We start from the raw sequence: 18,858 nt of genomic DNA, 5'->3' as shown, positions 1-18,858 counted from the left end.
GTTTTAAGTCAATATGCAAAAATACTTAATTGTGGTGGCCCATGTTGAGTTTTATCTTCTTTAAATCTTCAAGTTTATGAACCGGTTTTTCGATCTCTGCCGGAATCGGTCTTTTGGAAAAAGTCTGGAAGTACTGCAAACACGCGTCTTTCCACCAGACTGCATCTTCCTGCTGAATTTTCAGTTTTCCCTGAACAGCAGAAAATCTTTCGGCATCGATGTAAGGTTTGATTGAATCCCAGGTATTTTGGTAATTCCGGACTTCTTTTACGCCAGAATCATATTTGAAACAGAGCTCATTCCACATCGTCTTTCCGTTTTTCATTTGATAATCCCAAGGGACATGGTGAAACCAAAGAATGAGATTCTCCGGAGTCGTTTTAATATTTCCATAGATCTCATTTAATGGAGAAAAATACTGCGAAACTGCATTGCTGCCGGTTTTTGTACGGTCGAAACCTAAACCAACCCTGTCAGCCTGATGATAATAAACCGGTGACCAGTCGGGTCTTCCGCCTTTGTAATTGCCCCACGGTTCGGGACCGTAATGATGTCCGTTGGCAAAAATATGATGCAGACCAAGCGGCATCATGTAATCTACTGCCGTTTCGCGGGAAGTCAGCATGATTTTTTTTACCGGATTTACAAATTTCTGATCATCTGTAAACGTCATTTTCAGCCATTCGTCGGCGATTTGATCTGAGCTCAAATTGTGGTTCCAGGCGAGTCTTCCGAAAGCATACCAGTTGGCCTGCGCAAAGTGATGGCCGGTCCAGTTTGTGTCTTCTCCAATGTTGGCAACGCCGGCAATCGCGGTCATTTTCTCAGGTCTCAGACTTCTATCGGTTAATTTTGCAATCGTAGAACCTTTACCGTCGGCGTACGTGTCGCTGTCTAAAGTTTCTTTAAATAAAGGCGCCAGAAAAACGAGATGATTAGAAAATCCTAAATACTCCTGCGTAATTTGAAATTCAACCATCTGCGGCGTTTTTTTCATTGCTCCGAAAAGCGGATTGAAAGCTTCCCGAGGCTGGAAATCTACAGGACCGTTTTTAATCTGAATAATAACATTTTCTCTGAACTGCCCGTCGAGCGGCGTGAATTCAAGATAAGCCTGTTTTGCACGGTCTTCTTTGCTCGGACTGTACACAAAAGCTCTCCACATCACCATTCCGCCGTACGGTTTCAAAACATCAGCCATCATATTGGCGCCATCGGCGTGTGTTCTTCCGTAATCCTGCGGTCCAGGCTGACCTTCAGAATTGGCTTTTACCAAAAATCCACCGAAGTCAGGAATTATTTTATAAATTTCAGAAGCTTTGTCTTTCCACCATTTCTGAACATCTTTGTTAAGTGGATCTGAGTTTTCCAATCCTCCCAAAACTTTTGGTGATGAGAAATTAACTGATAAATAAACCTTAATTCCGTAAGGTCTGAAAATATCTGCCAGGACTTTTACTTTTTGAAGGTAATCTTTACGGAGCATATTCGGCGAAGCATTCACGTTGTTGAGAACGGTCGCATTAATCCCGATTGATGCATTGGCTCTTGCATATTCCCCATATCTTGGCGAAATTTTATTCGGTAAATCTTCCCATTTCCAAAGTGAATGTCCGGCGTAACCTCGCTCAATAGTTCCATCCAGATTATCCCAGTGATTCAGAAAACGAAGATCGTAAGAAGGTTTTTCGGTAATATTTAATTTAGATAAATCTACTTTGGTCTGCTGCAGACGCAAAATATGATACACGCCATACAACAAACCATTTTCCATGGAAGATGAAATAACAGTTGTATTTTTAACCGATTTTATCGTATAACCGTCTTTCAGGTTTTTCAGTGAAGGATCAAGGCGAAGCTCAACGGCAGAACCAAACCAATGACTGCTCAGTTCTTTTTTGGCAATATTAATGGTCGCGCTGTTGCTTTTGGTAATGATTTTTGAGGTTGAAATCCCGTTTTTTGCCGGAAACCGAAGCCACAGTTTGCTGCCATCTTCAGCGAAAACCGCAAGCGGAATCATGAGAAAAAGAAAAAGATATATTTGAAGTTGCTTCATCGTGGCTTATTTTAGATTATTTTTTTAGCATTAAATAAAAAAACTGTGATCAGATCTATATAAAATCAAACTTTGTCAGAACAATAAATTCTGACAGAGCTTAAAGAATATTACAGATTAAAGACTTTCTACAGCGCCTTCAATCGTTTTGATCTTTCCGTTTTCATCGTATTCAAGCTCTGCAACCTTCATACTTCGCAGCCAGGTTTTTCCGCCGCTCGGTAAAGAATCATGGAAAAATAAATACCATTTTCCTTTGAATTCTGCGATGCTGTGATGCGTTGTCCATCCTTCAACAGGTGTCAGAATTTCACCCTGATACGTAAACGGACCGTACGGATTGTCGCCAGTGGCATAGCAAATCAAATGCGTATCGCCGGTAGAATATGAAAAATAATAAACTCCGTTGTACTTATGCATCCAGGATGCTTCGAAAAAGCGGTGTTTGTCGCCATGCATCAAAGGCTTTCCGTTTTCATCTAGAATTAAAAGGTCTTTCGGTTCTTCACCGAATTGAAGCATATCTTCACTTAAAAGCGCTACTTTTGAAGCGATCGCTGCTTCATTTTCTTCAGGCATCAAGGCTGATTCCAGTGCTTTATTATTTCTGTAGCGCTGCAATTGTCCGCCCCAGATACCACCAAAATACATGTAATGTTTGCCGTCTTCCTCGAAAATACAGGGATCGATGCTGTAACTTCCCATCATTGGATGCGGCTCCGGCACAAACGGCCCGGAAGGTTTATCGCTTACCGCCACACCGATTCTGAAAATATCATTCTTATCTTTTAAAGGAAAATACATGTAATATTTTCCGTTTTTGTGTGCTACGTCACAATCCCAAAGCTGCCTGCCAGACCATGGAATATCTTTCACTGAAAGCACAACGCCATGATCTGTAATTTCTCCGTTTTCGATATCGTCAAGCGAAAAAACGTGGTAGTCATTCATGTCAAAATGGTCTCCATTGTCGTTTTCCTCGATGCCGCTTTCGCGGTCGTGCGACGGATAAATATAGATTTTACCTTCAAAAACATGTACGGAAGGATCTGCCATATAATCTTTCGGAAACAGATATTTTGCTTTCTTCATTGTATAAAAATAGATTTTAAATAATAGATTTCAGATAACAGACTTACTTTGATTTTGTTAAATCAATGATTTTATCAACAACAGGTTTTGCCTGATAGTTACGGTCAAAAAGCAACGGATAATCTGTGCGGCCTTTAACCGGAAAATCATTTTTCCACGATTGATTATCGGTTACGCCCCACAAAGTCACTCGTCGGATTTTATCCTGATGTTTAAGGAAAAGGTTGAAGAAATCGAGGTATCGGTTTTCCCATTCTGTCTGTACATTTTGTGGTAAACCTTTGGTGTAAGGATTCATTTTCGCATCATACGCTACTTTGTCGGCCACGTTTGCAGAAGTTCCCCAAGGTGACGGCAGCGGACTGATTTCCATTTCGGTGATGTTGACTTTTACGCCAGCCGCCGCATAATCTGTGATCGCTTTTTCATATTCCTGAAGCGCCGGCGTATCGAGACCAACGTGCGTCTGCATGCCTACTCCATCGATTCTGATGCCTCTTGATTTTAAATTTTTTACGATTTTCACGACCGTTTTTACCTTCTCGGGGTACCATTCGTTATAGTCGTTATAATACAGTTCGGCATTTGGATCAGCTTCCTGCGCGAACTGAAATGCCAACGGAATAAATTCTTCACCCAGGATTTCGTAGAATTTACTTTTCCGGTAGCTTCCGTCTTCCATGATGGCTTCGTTTACCACATCGTACCCTTTCACACGGCCTTTGTAACGGCCCACTAATGCAGAAATATGGCTTTTCATTCTCTGTTTTAAAACTTCTTCCGAAACTTCCTTCCCGTCTTTTCCGATGAAAAACCATTTTGGCAACTGAGAATGCCAAACCAGCGTATGACCGATGATGAACATTTTATTTTTCTCTCCAAAAGCCACAAATTTATCTGCGTCGTCAAAGAAAAACTTGCCTTCTTCAGGCTGAATAAACATCGATTTCATACAGTTTTCAGCAACGACTGAGCTAAAGTGTTTTCTGATGATATCATCAGACTTCACATCGGTGCCGTGAATCTGTGGAAGATCCATCGCGGTTCCAATATAGAATTTGTTTTTGTACGCATCTTTCAGAGAATTGCCTGAAGATGACTGCGCAGTCTTGCATGAAACTGTAAGAGCAAGAATTCCTGCTAAAGCGATTATTTTTTTCATAACTAAATAGTATACAAAATAATGACAGCGAATCTGATGCAGCCCGACCTGAGTGGAGCTCTTTTTGCCGGAGCGGAGCGGAGGCAAAAAAGCGGGAACGGAGGACGGAAAAAGCTGCCCAAAAAAAAAATTAGATGCCGTTTCCTCTTCTTTCCTTCAGATCCTGCTCGATCTGATTTTCCATTTTTTTGTTGATTTCGTAGAACATGAGCAGTCCGCACGCTGCAAAAAACGGAATAGCGGGATAAATGCTGACCAGAAGTCTGGCTCCGGCGGCGACGGTTTCGGGCTGAATAACATTTACCGAACCTTCAGATGAAATATAGCCGAAGTGCCCGATGATAGAAGAAACAAGCGAACTTCCGATGCTTAAACCGACTTTCAAACCCACCATCATTGCAGAGAAAATAATTGCGGTGGCGCGGCGGTTGTTTTTCCATTCTGAATAATCGGCAACATCAGCGATCATTGCCCAAAGCAGCGGCGTGCTGATTCCGTAGAAAAAGCCGTGTACAATCTGAGAAAGAAACATAAGGCCAACCGATTTTGGCGGATAAAACATGAACGCTACAATGAACAGAGTCGAAATAAAAAGTGATGCGATAAAGGCGTCTCTCTTCCCGTATTTGTCGGCGAATTTTTTTGAAAAGGTTATTCCTATGATCATCATGATGATTCCGCCAGCGTTGAACAGGCCGAAACCTGCTGAACGCGGATCTTCACCAAAGAAATTCATCCCAATCGAACTGAAAAATGCGGTGATAGGAGAAATAAAAGTTTTAAGTGAATCTTCATCCACATAATTATTAAAATAATAAACATAAGAACCACCTTTCATCGCTAAGGTAATGAAAATCAAAGCCGTTACGACAAGCATAATGATCCAGGGTCTGTTCTTTTTCAAATCTTTGAGATCGGTACCAAAAGAAGATTCCTGCTCCTGTTTTGGAATTACACGTTCTTTCGTTGTGAAGAATGTGATCAGCAACATCAAAGTACCGATAATCGCCAGCCATGTCATTACGATTTCGATGCCGACTGCTTTATCGCCATCTCCTGCAGATAAAATTATCGGTAACATGAAAACCTGAACAAAAAACTGTGCAAACATAACCGCTACAAAACGGTAAGACGAGATGCTGTTTCTTTCCTTCATATCGCCGGTAATTACGCCTGAAAGTGCCGCATACGGAAGATTATTGGCTGCGTACAAGAGCAATAAAACCGTGTACGTGCCGGCTGCGTAAATCATTTTTCCCTGATAAGAAAAATCTGGCGTGCTGAACGCGAAAAGCGCAGCGGCTCCTAAAGGAACGGCAGAAAATAAAATCCACGGACGGAATTTCCCCCATTTTGTCCGCGTACGGTCAGCTAAAGCGCCAACCAAAGGATTAAATCCAAAGCCTGCAATTAAACCGACCACCAAAGTGATTATTGATGCATTTTCGGGTTTTAAGCCATAAATATCGGTGTAAAAATAGGCCAGATACGTTACCAAAGTCTGAAAAACCAGATTGGCAGCCAAGTCTCCCAAACTGTAGCCGATTTTTTCAACGACCGATATTTTCTGAGAAGTATTGTTCATTTTAAATTGATAAATGATTATTAGATTATAAAAATTATTTTTCTGTAGTAAAAGGCGACGCCGGCAAATCTGCTTTATTTCTCAGGTTTCCATCTGGGTTGTCTGCCCAGTCGTACCGCACGGCAACAGGATTTTTTACCTCATCATTCCAAACCACTACATTTTTACCGTCAGTTTTTGCTTTTGCCCAATAGTACTTTCCGTCTTCAGATTTTACGGCAAAACCTTTCAATGTGTTTTGCGAAATTAAATCATCAGTTCCGGATTTGAATGTCAAAATTATTTTATTCCCGTCCTTTTTCATCGACTGATAAACCGGTCCGTCGGCCACGATTTTTCTTCCGTAAGCGACTTTCATCGCCTGAAGCGCCAAACGGTCGCCTACTGTTTTTTTGTCCAACGGATGAATATCATTCCACTCGCCAGCATCGATGATCACTGCAAGTCCAGTATTTGGTACGGTCTGCGAAATTTTGAACTGCTCATTTCTAAGTTCTGCCCAGTTACTTTCGACAGGCTCAGATTTCGTTTCCATAAAATTGGCCAGCTGAACCGTGAAAAAAGGCATATCTTTCTGGTTCCATTTACTTCTCCAATCGGCAATCATCGTCGTAAGAAGATCGCCATATTCTTTTGGATTTCCAGTGTTGCTTTCGCCCTGATACCAAAGCGCACCTTTAATGTTGTAGTTAATCAGCGGATTGATCATCTGATTGTACAGACCGGTCGGTTTCCAGCGGATAAATGTCGTTCCGGGTGACATTTTTTCCATTTTAGTTCCGATTTTATATTTCCAGTCAGACTTCAGATCGATTTTCTGTCCGTCAATTTCCAGATAATATGGTTTGTCTGCAATGAACTGTCCTTTTCCGCTTCCGTTGGTGATTCTTACAGCAATTATGTTTTTTCCTTCTTTTAAAACTCCAGCAGGAACGTCGTACCATCGCGGCGGATATTCATACGTTACATTTCCTACTTTTGTTCCGTTAATGTACGTTACATCAGCATCTTTTATTCTTCCTAAATTTAAAAATGCTGCTTTTCCTGCCTGATTTTTCTTCAGATTAATTTCTTTTCTAAACCAAACCGTTCCGTCAAAATTCCCTTCTTTGTCTTCCCAAGATCCGGGAATTTGCATCGTTTTCCAATCAGAATCATTTAAATCAAATTTTTCCCAATGCTGACTGAGCCCGAGATCCGACTGATCGAGTTGTGCGTACCAAGCACGACTGGCTGACTGTTCGCTGCTTTCGGTTGATTTAATTAAATCATCGTTTTCCCATTTTTTGGCTTCATCAAGATATTCAGGATATTTTTTCAGTGACTTTTCGTCCATCCATGCCTGAATCGGAGAACCGCCCAAACTTGAATGGATAATTCCTACTGCCACTTTTTCTTTTTCACTGATATCTTTCGCGAAGAAATACGCAACGCCGGAAAAATTGAGAATCGTCTGAGAATTTACGGCTTCCCACTTTCCTCCGCCGAGTTCGGTCTGGGGCGCTTTAAAATTGTATTTCTGAGGAACGGTAAAAAACCGGATGTTCTGGTTGTTCGCATTTTTAATTTCGTTCGCATAAAGTGGCGTCAGTCTGCGCATCGGCAGTTCCATATTCGATTGTCCGGAAGCGAGCCAAACATCGCCAATCAGAATATCTTTCAGCGAAATTTCGTTGATGGTCATTGTATACGGTCCTCCCGATTTCTGTGCGGGAAGCACAACTTTCCAGTTTCCTGACTTATCTGCGATGGTTTTGTACGTTTTATTTAAAAATTTTATCTCTACTTTTTCACCGGCATCGGCTTTTCCCCAAAGATTCAGTTTTTGATCCCTCTGCAAAATCATTCCGTCTGAAACCAGTGCCGGAAGCGTAATTTTTGCTTCTGCCAGCAAACTGCATAATGCGAAAATGCAGAGCGTAAGAATTTTGGTGATATTTTTATGATTCATTTTAGGTTACTGAATTTTATTGCTTATTAATATGTTTTTCGAATCTCGCGCAGCCCGGCTTGAACGGAGCTCTTTTTGCGGAGCGAAGCGGAGCAAAAAAGCGGGAGTGGAAGACGGAAAAAGCTGCCCAAATCAAAATAATTTTTCATTTTTATTCTGGTTTGTTTTTTAAAAGTCTGGCTTCGATAATTTTTGGCGTGAGCGATTTTTCTTTGGTGTAAAACTTCACGATAAGCTTTTCTTTTTTCTTTTCTGAAACCGGAACCGGAATGAGTAAAGTCTGCGCAGAACTGCCGAATTTTCCTTCAAAATCCTGCGAAAAAACTTTTATTCCGTTGATTTCTACAAAAAGATTTCGGTTGTTGTTGGCATCGAAATATTGCAGAAAAAGGAACTCAGCATTTTTATCGGAATTCCGCATTTCGTAGCTGAACCAACCTTTCGCGTCTCGGAAATGACGGTCTTCCATATAGCCGTCAAACGCTTCGCTGCTGGCAAAAAAATGATCAGATTCCGGTTGCTGCTCGCCGAGCTGAATTTTATCAACGGTGATGTTATCCAGTTTGCGCACAGCTTCTTCTTCCTGCTTTTTTTTCTGCTGAATGATTTGAATTTTATCCTGCGTCGCCTGCGGAAAATACATAATGTAACGCTCTTCCTGAATCTGATAGAAAGGCACGAGTTCTAAACCCGAAGCGAATTTATTCTGAGGATACAGACCGTTTATTTTGAATGATAATTTCTCTTTGTTTACAGTTTCAACATGATTTAAAACTGAATCTGAACTTCCCAAAACCACCGGAATTTCCTGCAGCGGGATCTGCGGACCGTGTGCAATGTGACCGCCGCGGCTTTCATCAGCAAACAATCCGGTTTGGTTTTCTGTACCGTATTTCGCTGCCAAAACAATCGGACCATATCTGAAAGCATAATAGTCTGACTGATCCGGAAGCTGCTCTGCGCTGAGATGCATCGGCATTTTTATCTCCACCATATCGCCTTTTTTCCACTTCTTTTTTATGTTTAAAAATCCGTCGGCATCAGGAGAAATTTTTACACCTTTATTATTAACTGAAACATAAATTTCAGAAACATTTGTCCATTCCGGAGCGCGAAGTTTTAGATTTAATTCAGATTTTGGTGCGACATCAAAAATAAGTCTGGTGGAAGCATTTTGCGGGAAAGTGTTTTCCTGACGAATAACCGCTTTTTTCTCTGCCCATTTTAAAACGGATGGAATAAAAAGGTTTACGTACAAATTATTTCCTGAATGGGCATAAATCATTTCGCCATATTTCGCATGATTTTCCATCCCCGAACCTACGCAGCACCAAAAGCTGGTTTCCGGCCGCGAATAAACTCGGTAATGCCCGGGACGCATCGGCGTAAAATACACAAAGCCACCTTTTTCAGCATTCTGTGTCGATAAAATATGGTTATATAACGCTCTTTCGTAATAATCGAGATACGAAGATTTTGGCTGTGTGGCAAAAAGCTGTTTCGTGAGTTTCAGCATATTGTACGTGTTGCACGTTTCCGGGCCTTCAATACTTTTTATCATTCCGCTGAAATCGCTGGTCGGATTAAAATGCTCACTCACACTGTTCCCACCTATGGCGGACGATCTTTTCTGTGTCACATTTGACCAGAAAAACTGAGCAGCATCACTCCAGTTTTTGTTTTGCTCGAGATCAGCAATTCTTTTATAACCAATTACTTTGGGAATCTGCGTGTTGGCATGCATTCCCGTAAGTTTGTCTTCCTGATTTAATAGTGGTTCCAAAACGGCGAGATGCGAAAACCGCTTGGCGAGTTTCAGATATTTCTGATCTTTTGTAATATCGTACACATCGGCAAAAACTTCATTCAATCCGCCGTGCTCACTTCGCAGCATATCCTGAATCTGCGTATCAGAAAGTTTTGAAACTTCGTTTGCCATCCAGTCCGTAAGTTTAATAAGCATTTTTTTTGCCTTTTCACTCTCGCCAAACCAATACGCATCGCGCAAACCGGAATATATTTTATGAATATTGTACAGCGGAACCCATCGGTCATTTAAGCCAAAACCTGAAGCGCGGATGTTGCCATCCGCAATTTCCTGCCAGACTTTTTTACCGTTTGGAACGCCGGAAAGATATCCGTTTCCTGCAAGATTCTGACAACGCTCGAGTTCATCAATCATGTAATCGAGTCGCTTTTTTACGTTTTTATCGCCTGTCGACGCGTACATCAGCGACAAAGCGGTGATGTAGTGTCCGCCAACGTGACCGTCAAGTCCGGTATTTTCCCAGTTTGGATAGTTGCTTTTTTTCGGGTCTAAACCTGCTTCTTTTAAATACGGCGCAAGAAGACGGTCTGCATCCATCGACATGATGTAGTTTTTGTCGGTGTTCATCGCCCTGCTGAAAACACTTTCGGAAAGCGCTACCTGATTCAGCGGAAAATATTCAGCAGTTTTACTCATCTGCGCAAAGGCAAACGTGCTGGCACCATAAAAAGCTAAAATAAAAGTCTTCCGCATAAAATTCTTCTTTTGCAACAGTTTTAAAAGTAACAGAAAGAATCAATATGACCAAGAAAATCGGCTCAGATAAGAATTCGGATCGTGATTTTCAATAAAAAAAACACTTCATTTATCATTAAAACATCTGACCTTATCATAAAAAATAAGAATATAAAATACACGACAGAATAACGTGTAGGCGGATATTTGAAGTATTCCAATTGAAGAGCAAAGATTTTTATGATGAAAGTTTCAAAACTGTTTCCACCTTATCGTATTTTTCAGATTAAGCCTTATTAAATAATTGATTAAAACTCATTTCGCGAAACTCTCGTACTTTAACATATTTTTAACATTCAGTTCATTATAAATTCATCTCATAAATGAATTTTTTACATAGATATTACCTAAATTTTATTCCCAAAACAATCGCCAGCGTTCAGAAAAACTTAAAAATTACATTTTAAAAGTTTTAATTTTTACCACATTATTGATAGGATTTACGGTAAAGATTTTCACCTCAATTAATTATCTTTGTGTAAAACTACAAACACATGACGAAGGATTATTCCCAGTATTCTAGGCACTTGGTAGCGGTTGACTGTATTATTTTCGGTTTCGATGGTGAGAATCTTAAAATTTTGCTCGCGCAGAGAAATTTTGAACCGCAAATGGGAAAATGGTCGCTGATTGGCGGTTTTGTTTCCGACGACGAATCTGCGGATGAGGCAGCGCAGAGAATTCTCTTCACACTTACCGGACTTGAAAATATTTACCTTGAACAGTTGAATTCTTACACCAAAACTGACCGTGAACCGACTGCAAGAATTATTTCTATTTCACATTATGCACTGATTAATATTGAAAAAGATATTGAAATTAATGATCAGTACAGTGCGCAGTGGTTTGATCTGAAAGATTTTCCGCACCTGATTTTTGATCATAATGAAATGGTGGAAGATGCAGTTTTGAGACTTCGCCGCAGAGCTTCTACCCGACCGATCGGTTTTGAATTGCTTCCCGAAAAATTTACCATGAAAGATCTGCAGAATCTGTACGAAGCGATCTTTGATGAGCAGTATGACAAACGTAATTTCATCAGCAAAATAAATGCACTGGACGTTCTGCAAAAGACCGAACTGAAAGACATGACATCATCAAAAAAAGGTTCTTTCCTCTACCGTTTCGACGAAGATAAATACAGGAAAAAACTGGCAGATGGATTTTTGTTTAAGATTTAAAATAGATAATAGTTAAAATAAAAAAAAGGATGTCAATTGACATCCTTTTAGATTTAGAATAAAAAGTTTTACCAGAATCTTACATACAATGCGGTAAGCATCAGCAGCGTAACAACGATTAAAACCATCGTTCTGTTGTCAACTTTAAACATCGATGAGTCGATGGCAAACGCTTTCGGATTGACTTTTGGTCCGGCCAAACTGATAAGAATCATTACCACAATTGTGATGAAGAATGACCAACCCATATTGATCAAAAACGGAATTTCTGTGATCGTATGAACAACCCCGTTTTCTAATTTTTCATAGGTAAATGCAGTGTATAGCCAGGTTTCTTTTCCGAAAATATCAACCGCAAGACTGTTGAAGAAAATCGCCAGTAAGAATCCTAAAAGAACGCCGACCAATGCTGCCGTTCCTGTAGTTCTTTTCCAGAACATTCCCAAAAGGAACATTGCAAAAACGCCCGGACTGATAAATCCTGTATATTTCTGGATAAATGTGAAACCGCCTTCTCCGCCAATTCCCAGAACATCTGTCCAGGTAAATGCAAGCGCCAGAAACATCGCGATGATAATTGCCCATCGACCTGTCCGTACCATTTCGATTTCGGTGGCGTCAGATTTCAGATATTTTTTATAGATGTCTAAGGTAAATATTGTAGAAATACTGTTCACTTTTCCAGCTAAAGATGCAACGATCGCTGCTGTTAAAGCTGCTACTGCAAGGCCTTTCAGTCCTGTTGGAAGAAAACCTAAAATCGCAGAATAAGCACCATCTTTCACGCCATTAAAACCTGGAAGATGACCTTTAGAATGAAGAACGTACGCTGCAATCCCAGGAAGCATTACGATAATCGGCATAAATAATTTTAAAAATCCTGCGAATAAAATTCCGGTTCTGGCGGTTTTCAAATCAGCTCCCAATGCTCGCTGCGTGATGTATTGATTGCAGCCCCAATAATTTAAGTTTACAATCCACTGCCCCGCAAAATACATCGCCAATCCTGGGAGAACGACATATTTCTGAACATCTAAATTTTCAGGCATTGCCAAAGTCGTTGTCGTTGTCGTTGGTTTATCTAAAATCAGTTTAAAATGCGACGGCGCTTCGTTCATTAAAGTATTAAAACCTGCAAGAGCGTTTCCAACCGCAGCACCATTAATCCTCTGATCAACAATCTGTAAAGCCATATACACCGTTGCAAAACCTCCGATAATCAAAACTGCCACCTGAATAACGTCGGTGTAACCGATCACTTTCATCCCGCCAAGACCGATCAGCAAGGCCATCAGCAAAAGTCCGATCATAATGATGTGAAGATTGTCGCCACCGAGCAGTGTGTTGATCGCCACGGCGCCCAGATAAAGAATTGAAGTTAGATTTACAATCACATATAAAAACAGCCAGAAAACGGCCATAATCAAAGAAACCGACTTATTGTAGCGGGTTTCCAGAAATTGCGGCATCGTGTAAATCTTATTTTTTAGATAAATCGGGATAAACCAAACGGCAATGATAATCAATGCAATTGCGGCAATCCATTCGTAAGCTGCAACCGCAACTCCTACGAAAAAACCTTCGCCGGACATTCCTATAAACTGTTCTGCGGAAATATTGGAGGCAATTAAACTCGCTCCAATCGCCCACCAGGTAAGCGAACCTTCAGCCAGGAAATAATCTTTACTGCCGGAAGAGGCTGATTTTTTTCTGTTGTAAATCCAGATTCCGTAACCGGCTACCACCACAAAATAAATGAGAAATATGATGATATCGATAGTTGCTAAATTTCCCATAACTATTTTTTAACTGAGAATTTATAAATCGTTTTAGTCTGATATTTTTGTCCGGGTTTCAGCTCCGTTGTAAGAAATGACGGTTGATTCGGGGAATCCGGAAAGTGCTGGGTTTCCAAACAGAAACCTGTTCTGAATTCATTTTTCCTACCGGTTTTGGTATCAAATTTTCCATCCAAAAAATTTCCTGAGTAGAACTGAACGCCCGGTTCATCGGTCAAAACTTCCATCACTCTTCCTGATTCAGGATGATATACTTTAGCAATGCTTCTCATTCCGCTTCCGCTCAGAATCCAGTTGTGGTCGTAGCCTTTTCCTTTTTTAAGCTGGTCATCATTTGCGTTAATATCTTTTCCGATTGCTTTTGAAGCTGTGAAATCAAACGGAGTTTCTTTCACGGATTTCTGCTCACCAGTCGGGATCAATGTTTCATTGACAGGCGTAAACTGATTTCCATTAATCTGCAATTCGTGATCGAGAATTGTTTTTGTAAAGTTCCCCGAAAGATTGAAATATGAATGTTGCGTTAAATTCACAACCGTCGCTTTGTCCGTTGTCGCTTCGTAAGAAATCTCCAAAGCATTGTCGTCTGTCAAAGTGTAAAGAACCGTTGTCGACAATTTCCCAGGATAACCTTCTTCGCCGTCAGCACTTGTATAAGTGAGTTTCAATGTTGGAAATTTGGCATCTTTTACAGGTTCGATATTCCAGAATTTGGTATGGAAACCTTCCTTTCCACCGTGAAGACTGTTGGGTCCGTCGTTTTTGTCGATGTCGTAGGTTTTGCTTTCTAACGTGAATTTGGCATTCGCAATTCTGTTTCCGTAACGGCCAATCAAAGCTCCAAAATAATAAGGATTTCCGTTGAAATAATCTTCAGGCTTCTTAAAACCCAAAACGACATCTTCATATTTTCCGTTTTTGTCGGGAGCAGTGAGTGAGGTGATGATTCCGCCAAAATTGATAACTTCTACCTTCATCCCGTTCTTGTTGGTCAGCGTAAATTTTTTGATAGAATCTCCTTTCGCTGTCACGCCGTAATCTGAAACCTGTATATTCTCCATATTCTCTTTTTGAGGCTGATTATTATTTTCTGTTTTATTGCATCCGAAAATACTCAAAAGCGCAACAATAATCAGGTTATAACTTATTTTTTTCATAGTCTGAATGATTTTCAAGATTAACGATAATAAATTTCATTCCAGCGAAGTGTATTTTTGAAATCGCGGATTTTGGTATCTTCATCAATCACAAGAGATTCAATTCCTGCCATTTCTGCAAAATCTTCCAACATCTCTGCACTGATATTCTCACTGTAACAGGTGTGGTGCGCTCCACCCGCCAAAATCCAGGCTTCAGCAGCAGTGAACAAATCCGGAAGCGGTTTCCACAGAACTCTTGCAACAGGAAGTTTGGGTAATTTTTCGGTAATTTCCAATGCTTTTGTTTTGTTGATTAACAGCCTGAAATGATTACCGAAGTCCATCAGAGCGGCATTCAGAGAATCGAAATTTCCTCTTGAATTGAAAACCAAACGAACAGGGTCTGCTTTCCCGCCAATTCCCAGCGGATGAATTTCGCAAGAAGGTTTGTCAACTGCTAAAACAGGGTCAACTTCCAGCATATGCGAACCTAAAACTGAAGGATTTGAAGGGTTTAAATGATAGGTGTAATCTTCCATAAAAGCGTTTCCGCCCTCAAGACCTTGTCCCATTGTTTTCATTGCACGAACCAAAGCTGCGGTTTTCCAGTCACCTTCTCCGGCAAATCCGTACCCTTTTTCCATTAGTCTCTGAACGGCGATTCCCGGAAGTTGTTCCAAACCGTGAAGATCTTCAAAAGTATCTGAGAAACCTTTGAAATTTCCGTCTTTCAAGAATTTTTCTAAACCTAATTCTATTCTTGCTGCTGATTCAAGTGATTTTCTGTTGCTTCCGCCTGAAAGAAGAGATTCTGCCATTTTGTATGAACTTTCATATTCTTCCATCAAAGTTTTGATTTCGCCATCGCCGATTGAATTGACAACACTTACCAAATCTCCTATTCCCCAGGTGTTTACCGAAAATCCGAATTTGGTTTCTGCTTCTACTTTGTCACCATCGGTTACGGCAACGTTTCTCATATTATCGCCGAAACGGGCGAATTTGGCACCTTGCCAATCGTCCCAACCTGCTGCCACTCGTGACCAATCGCCAATTTGTTTCAGAACTCTTTCGTCAGCCCAATGTCCCACAACTACTTTTCGGTTTTTACGAAGTCTGCTCACCATAAATCCGAATTCACGGTCGCCGTGAGCAGCTTGGTTCAAATTCATAAAATCCATATCCATCGTAGACCAAGGAATATCCTGATTGAACTGGGTATGCAGATGGAGCATTGGCTTTTGCAAAACGGTCAGTCCACGAATCCACATTTTTGCAGGTGAAAACGTGTGCATCCAGGTTACAATTCCGATACAGTCTTTCGCAAAATTGGCGGCTGTAAGCGTTTCAAAAATTTCTTCTGTAGTTTTTACCGTTGGTTTTAAAACCACTTTTACCGGAATCGATGAAGAAGCATTCAGTGCTTCCACGATTTTCTTTGAATGTTCGGCAACCTGAGCCAAGGTTTCAGGTCCGTATAAATGCTGGCTTCCTGTGATAAACCAGATTTCTTTCGTATTGAGGGGTGTTAACATAGTTTTTATAATGATGAATTATGAATGATTAATTATAAATTTTATTGACCGTAATAGGCGTCTTTGCCGTGTTTTCGCTCGTAGTGTTTCTTGATGAGGGAATCTTTCAGGCGCGGAGCATTCGGATTAATTTGTCTCGTTCGATACGCCATTTCTGCAATGGTTTCGAGAACTTTGCTGTTGTAAACGGCTTTGTCTGCATTTTTGCCCCAGGTGAACGGTCCGTGATTTCCGATGAGTACCATTTCCACTTCTTCGTAAGACAATTCTTTTTCTTTGAAACAATCCAAAATCTGGATTCCGGTGTTGTATTCGTAGTTTCCTTCGATTAAATCATCGTGCATTGGCGGTGCGCAAGGAATATCAGTAGTCAGATGGTCGGCGTGTGTCGTTCCGAAAATCGGAATATCGATTTGTGCCTGAGACCAGGCGACTGAATAAATAGCGTGCGTATGTGAGATTCCGCCAATGTTTTCCCAGTTTTTGTAAAGATAAGCGTGGGTTTTGGTGTCTGACGACGGTCTTAAATTTCCTTCGACCACATTGGCATCGAAATCTAAAATCACAACGTCTTCGGGTTTTAAAAGCTCGTAAGGAATACCACTCGGTTTGATGGCAAAGATTCCTTTGTCACGGTCAACTGCACTTACGTTTCCGAATGTGTAAACGACCAGCTTCAAAGCATCCAACTGCATATTGGCTTCGTAACATTCTCTCTGGAGTTCTTTATAGATGCTCATTTTATTTTTATTAAATGATTGAAAGATTAAAAAATTATTGACTGCTTTTACTTCTTTTACGGCGACTTGCTCGCAGCCCGGCTTGAGCGGAAATCCTTTTTTGCGTTGGGAAAAGCTTTGGCAAAAAGATTGGGAGCGGAAGACGGATTAAGCTGCCATAATTATTTTAGTTGATAGTTTTTGGTTGATGGTTGTTGGTTTGCAATGGTTGAATATTTAACAGGGCGCTCCTACGGAGATATCAAAGTCGGATAGCAATTTCTATCAACTAAAAACTGTCAACAATCAACTTCTTCTTTGATGTGATATTATTTTCAGTGAAATCTGCGAGAATCTGGTATTGGTTCATTAATTCGGCATATTTTTCCACGTGTTCTGTCTGCGGGAAATATTCGGCTTCGAAATCGGAGCCCATTTTCTGGCTTGCTTCCTGAACATTCGGATAAATTCCTGCGGCAACGGCGGCATAAATTGCGGCTCCCAAAGCCGGAGCTTGATCAGAAGCTGCCACAACAATCGGCATATTGAGAACATTTGCCAAAGTCTGCATAATGAAAGGCGATTTTCTGGCAACACCGCCGATTCCGATTACTTTTTCGATTTTCACGCCTTCTTCTTCGAAACGGTCAACGATTTTTTTTGAACCGAAACAAATGGCATTCACCAAAGCTTTGAAAATATGCGGTGCTTTTGTGCCTAAAGAAAGATTGCTGATTACCATTTTCAGCTCCTGATTGGCATCGGGCGTTCTCCGGCCGTTAATCCAGTCTAAAGCGATGGGAACTGATTCTGACAACGGAATTTTTTCTGCTTCCTGCGTCAGATTTCGGATGAGATGATGCTCTATTTCTTCTTTTAAAAGTTGTTTTTGGTTTTCATCAATGATGTGAGAATTCATCAAAATATTTTGAGTCGGCCACATCAGAATATCTTTGTACCACGCCAACAAATCGCCGAACGCTGACTGGCCTGCTTCCAAACCAATCAATCCGGGAATCACCGAACCATCGACCTGTCCGCAGATTCCTCTGACGGTTTTTTTTCCAATAATCTCGTTGGGTGCCACCATAATATCGCAGGTTGACGTTCCCATAATTCGGATGAGCGTGTTCTCCTCCACTTTTGCGCCAACGGCTCCTGAATGTGCATCAAAAGTTCCAACAGCAATCACGGTGTTGGTTGTTAATCCCAATTTAACAGCCCATTCTTGATTTAAATTTCCTGCCACCTCATCCGAAGTGTAAGTTTTATCGTACAATCTGTCTCGAAGTTCGGCTAAAGAAGGGTCTAATTGCGAAAGAAAATCTTTGTAAGGCAATCCGTCCCACGACTCGTGCCACATTGCTTTGTGACCCGCGGCGCAACGGCTTCTTTTGAAAGTTGCCAAATCCTGATGGTCGGAAAGAAGAAATGTAATATAATCACAATGTTCCATCCAGCTGTGAGCCGCATCTTTAACATTTTCATCGATTCTGTTGATGTGAAGAATTTTAGCCCAAAACCATTCCGAAGAATAGATTCCGCCTTCAAATTTGGTGTAATCTTCGCCGCCCCAGTTTCTCGCCAAATGGTTGATTTCTTCAGCTTCATCAATTGAAGTATGATCTTTCCACAAAACCATCATCGCATTGGGATTTTGTTCAAAACCGGTAGTTAGTGACAACGCAACACCGTCTTTATTTACCGGAAGCGGCGATGAACCCGTGGTATCTATACAAATGCTGACAATGCTTTCCGGTTCTACTCCACTATCCTTTACCACATCAGAAATGGTTTTTTGTAAACCTTCGATATGGTCTAAGGGATGCTGACGGAACTGGTTTTGTTCCGGTTGGCAGAATTTTCCTTCTTTCCATCTTTGGTAATAGCTCACGGATGTTGCGAGTTCGGCTCCGTTTTCTGTATCAATCAGGACTGCACGAACGGAATCTGTTCCATAATCTAATCCGATAACATATTTCTTCATTGTTGCGATGAATTAATTTTTAATTAATTTTTATTTTAGTAGAACCTTCTACAGGATCAGGGTGACATCTCTAATACTAAATTTCT

The 18,858-nt window shown here is 40.9% G+C and carries 12 protein-coding genes; 1 reads left to right on the top strand and 11 read right to left on the bottom strand.

Annotation, left to right across the window (positions count from 1 at the left end):
* Nucleotides 1–25 precede the first annotated feature (25 nt).
* From ASG01_RS00220 to ASG01_RS00195, 6 genes are all read right to left on the bottom strand, one after another.
* Nucleotides 26–2,059, bottom strand: a complete 2,034-nt coding sequence (locus tag ASG01_RS00220) for an alpha-glucuronidase (protein WP_055858147.1) — start codon at nucleotides 2,057–2,059, stop codon at nucleotides 26–28.
* 117 nt (nucleotides 2,060–2,176) lie between these two features.
* On the bottom strand, nucleotides 2,177–3,151 hold the full coding sequence (locus tag ASG01_RS00215) for a glycoside hydrolase family 43 protein (protein WP_055858143.1): 975 nt from the start codon (nucleotides 3,149–3,151) through the stop codon (nucleotides 2,177–2,179).
* A gap of 43 nt (nucleotides 3,152–3,194) precedes the next feature.
* On the bottom strand, nucleotides 3,195–4,313 hold the full coding sequence (locus tag ASG01_RS00210; RefSeq protein WP_055858139.1) for an endo-1,4-beta-xylanase: 1,119 nt from the start codon (nucleotides 4,311–4,313) through the stop codon (nucleotides 3,195–3,197).
* A 130-nt stretch (nucleotides 4,314–4,443) separates the two neighbouring features.
* Nucleotides 4,444–5,898: an MFS transporter gene (locus ASG01_RS00205; RefSeq protein WP_055858136.1), complete on the bottom strand. Its 1,455-nt coding sequence runs from the start codon at nucleotides 5,896–5,898 to the stop codon at nucleotides 4,444–4,446.
* Between the two features lie 34 nt (nucleotides 5,899–5,932).
* The gene (locus tag ASG01_RS00200) at nucleotides 5,933–7,849 is read right to left on the bottom strand and encodes a sialate O-acetylesterase (protein WP_082498264.1); all 1,917 of its coding nucleotides are present in this window, start codon (nucleotides 7,847–7,849) and stop codon (nucleotides 5,933–5,935) included.
* Between the two features lie 151 nt (nucleotides 7,850–8,000).
* Entirely contained in the window at nucleotides 8,001–10,370 is a 2,370-nt protein-coding gene (locus ASG01_RS00195; protein ID WP_055858133.1) for a glycoside hydrolase family 127 protein, read from the bottom strand.
* Between the two features lie 536 nt (nucleotides 10,371–10,906).
* Here ASG01_RS00195 and ASG01_RS00190 point away from each other — a divergent pair.
* On the top strand, nucleotides 10,907–11,593 hold the full coding sequence (locus tag ASG01_RS00190) for an NUDIX hydrolase (RefSeq protein WP_055858128.1): 687 nt from the start codon (nucleotides 10,907–10,909) through the stop codon (nucleotides 11,591–11,593).
* 68 nt (nucleotides 11,594–11,661) lie between these two features.
* Here the strand turns inward: ASG01_RS00190 and ASG01_RS00185 are convergent, their stop codons facing one another.
* From ASG01_RS00185 to ASG01_RS00165, 5 genes are all read right to left on the bottom strand, one after another.
* Nucleotides 11,662–13,389 (bottom strand): sodium:solute symporter family transporter, encoded by a 1,728-nt coding sequence (locus ASG01_RS00185; RefSeq protein WP_055858125.1) that lies wholly within the window; start codon nucleotides 13,387–13,389, stop codon nucleotides 11,662–11,664.
* A 2-nt stretch (nucleotides 13,390–13,391) separates the two neighbouring features.
* Nucleotides 13,392–14,549 (bottom strand): aldose epimerase family protein, encoded by a 1,158-nt coding sequence (locus ASG01_RS00180; protein WP_055861978.1) that lies wholly within the window; start codon nucleotides 14,547–14,549, stop codon nucleotides 13,392–13,394.
* A 20-nt stretch (nucleotides 14,550–14,569) separates the two neighbouring features.
* Nucleotides 14,570–16,066, bottom strand: coding sequence for an L-arabinose isomerase (gene araA / locus ASG01_RS00175; protein WP_055858121.1), 1,497 nt, complete (start codon nucleotides 16,064–16,066; stop codon nucleotides 14,570–14,572).
* A 41-nt stretch (nucleotides 16,067–16,107) separates the two neighbouring features.
* Nucleotides 16,108–16,806: an L-ribulose-5-phosphate 4-epimerase gene (locus tag ASG01_RS00170; protein ID WP_055858118.1), complete on the bottom strand. Its 699-nt coding sequence runs from the start codon at nucleotides 16,804–16,806 to the stop codon at nucleotides 16,108–16,110.
* Between the two features lie 268 nt (nucleotides 16,807–17,074).
* On the bottom strand, nucleotides 17,075–18,772 hold the full coding sequence (locus ASG01_RS00165; RefSeq protein WP_055858115.1) for a ribulokinase: 1,698 nt from the start codon (nucleotides 18,770–18,772) through the stop codon (nucleotides 17,075–17,077).
* Between the last annotated feature and the right edge of the window lie 86 nt (nucleotides 18,773–18,858).

The organism is Chryseobacterium sp. Leaf180 (genome assembly GCF_001424585.1).
Classification (GTDB): domain Bacteria; phylum Bacteroidota; class Bacteroidia; order Flavobacteriales; family Weeksellaceae; genus Chryseobacterium.
This window is presented reverse-complemented; position numbering and strand designations above follow the sequence as displayed.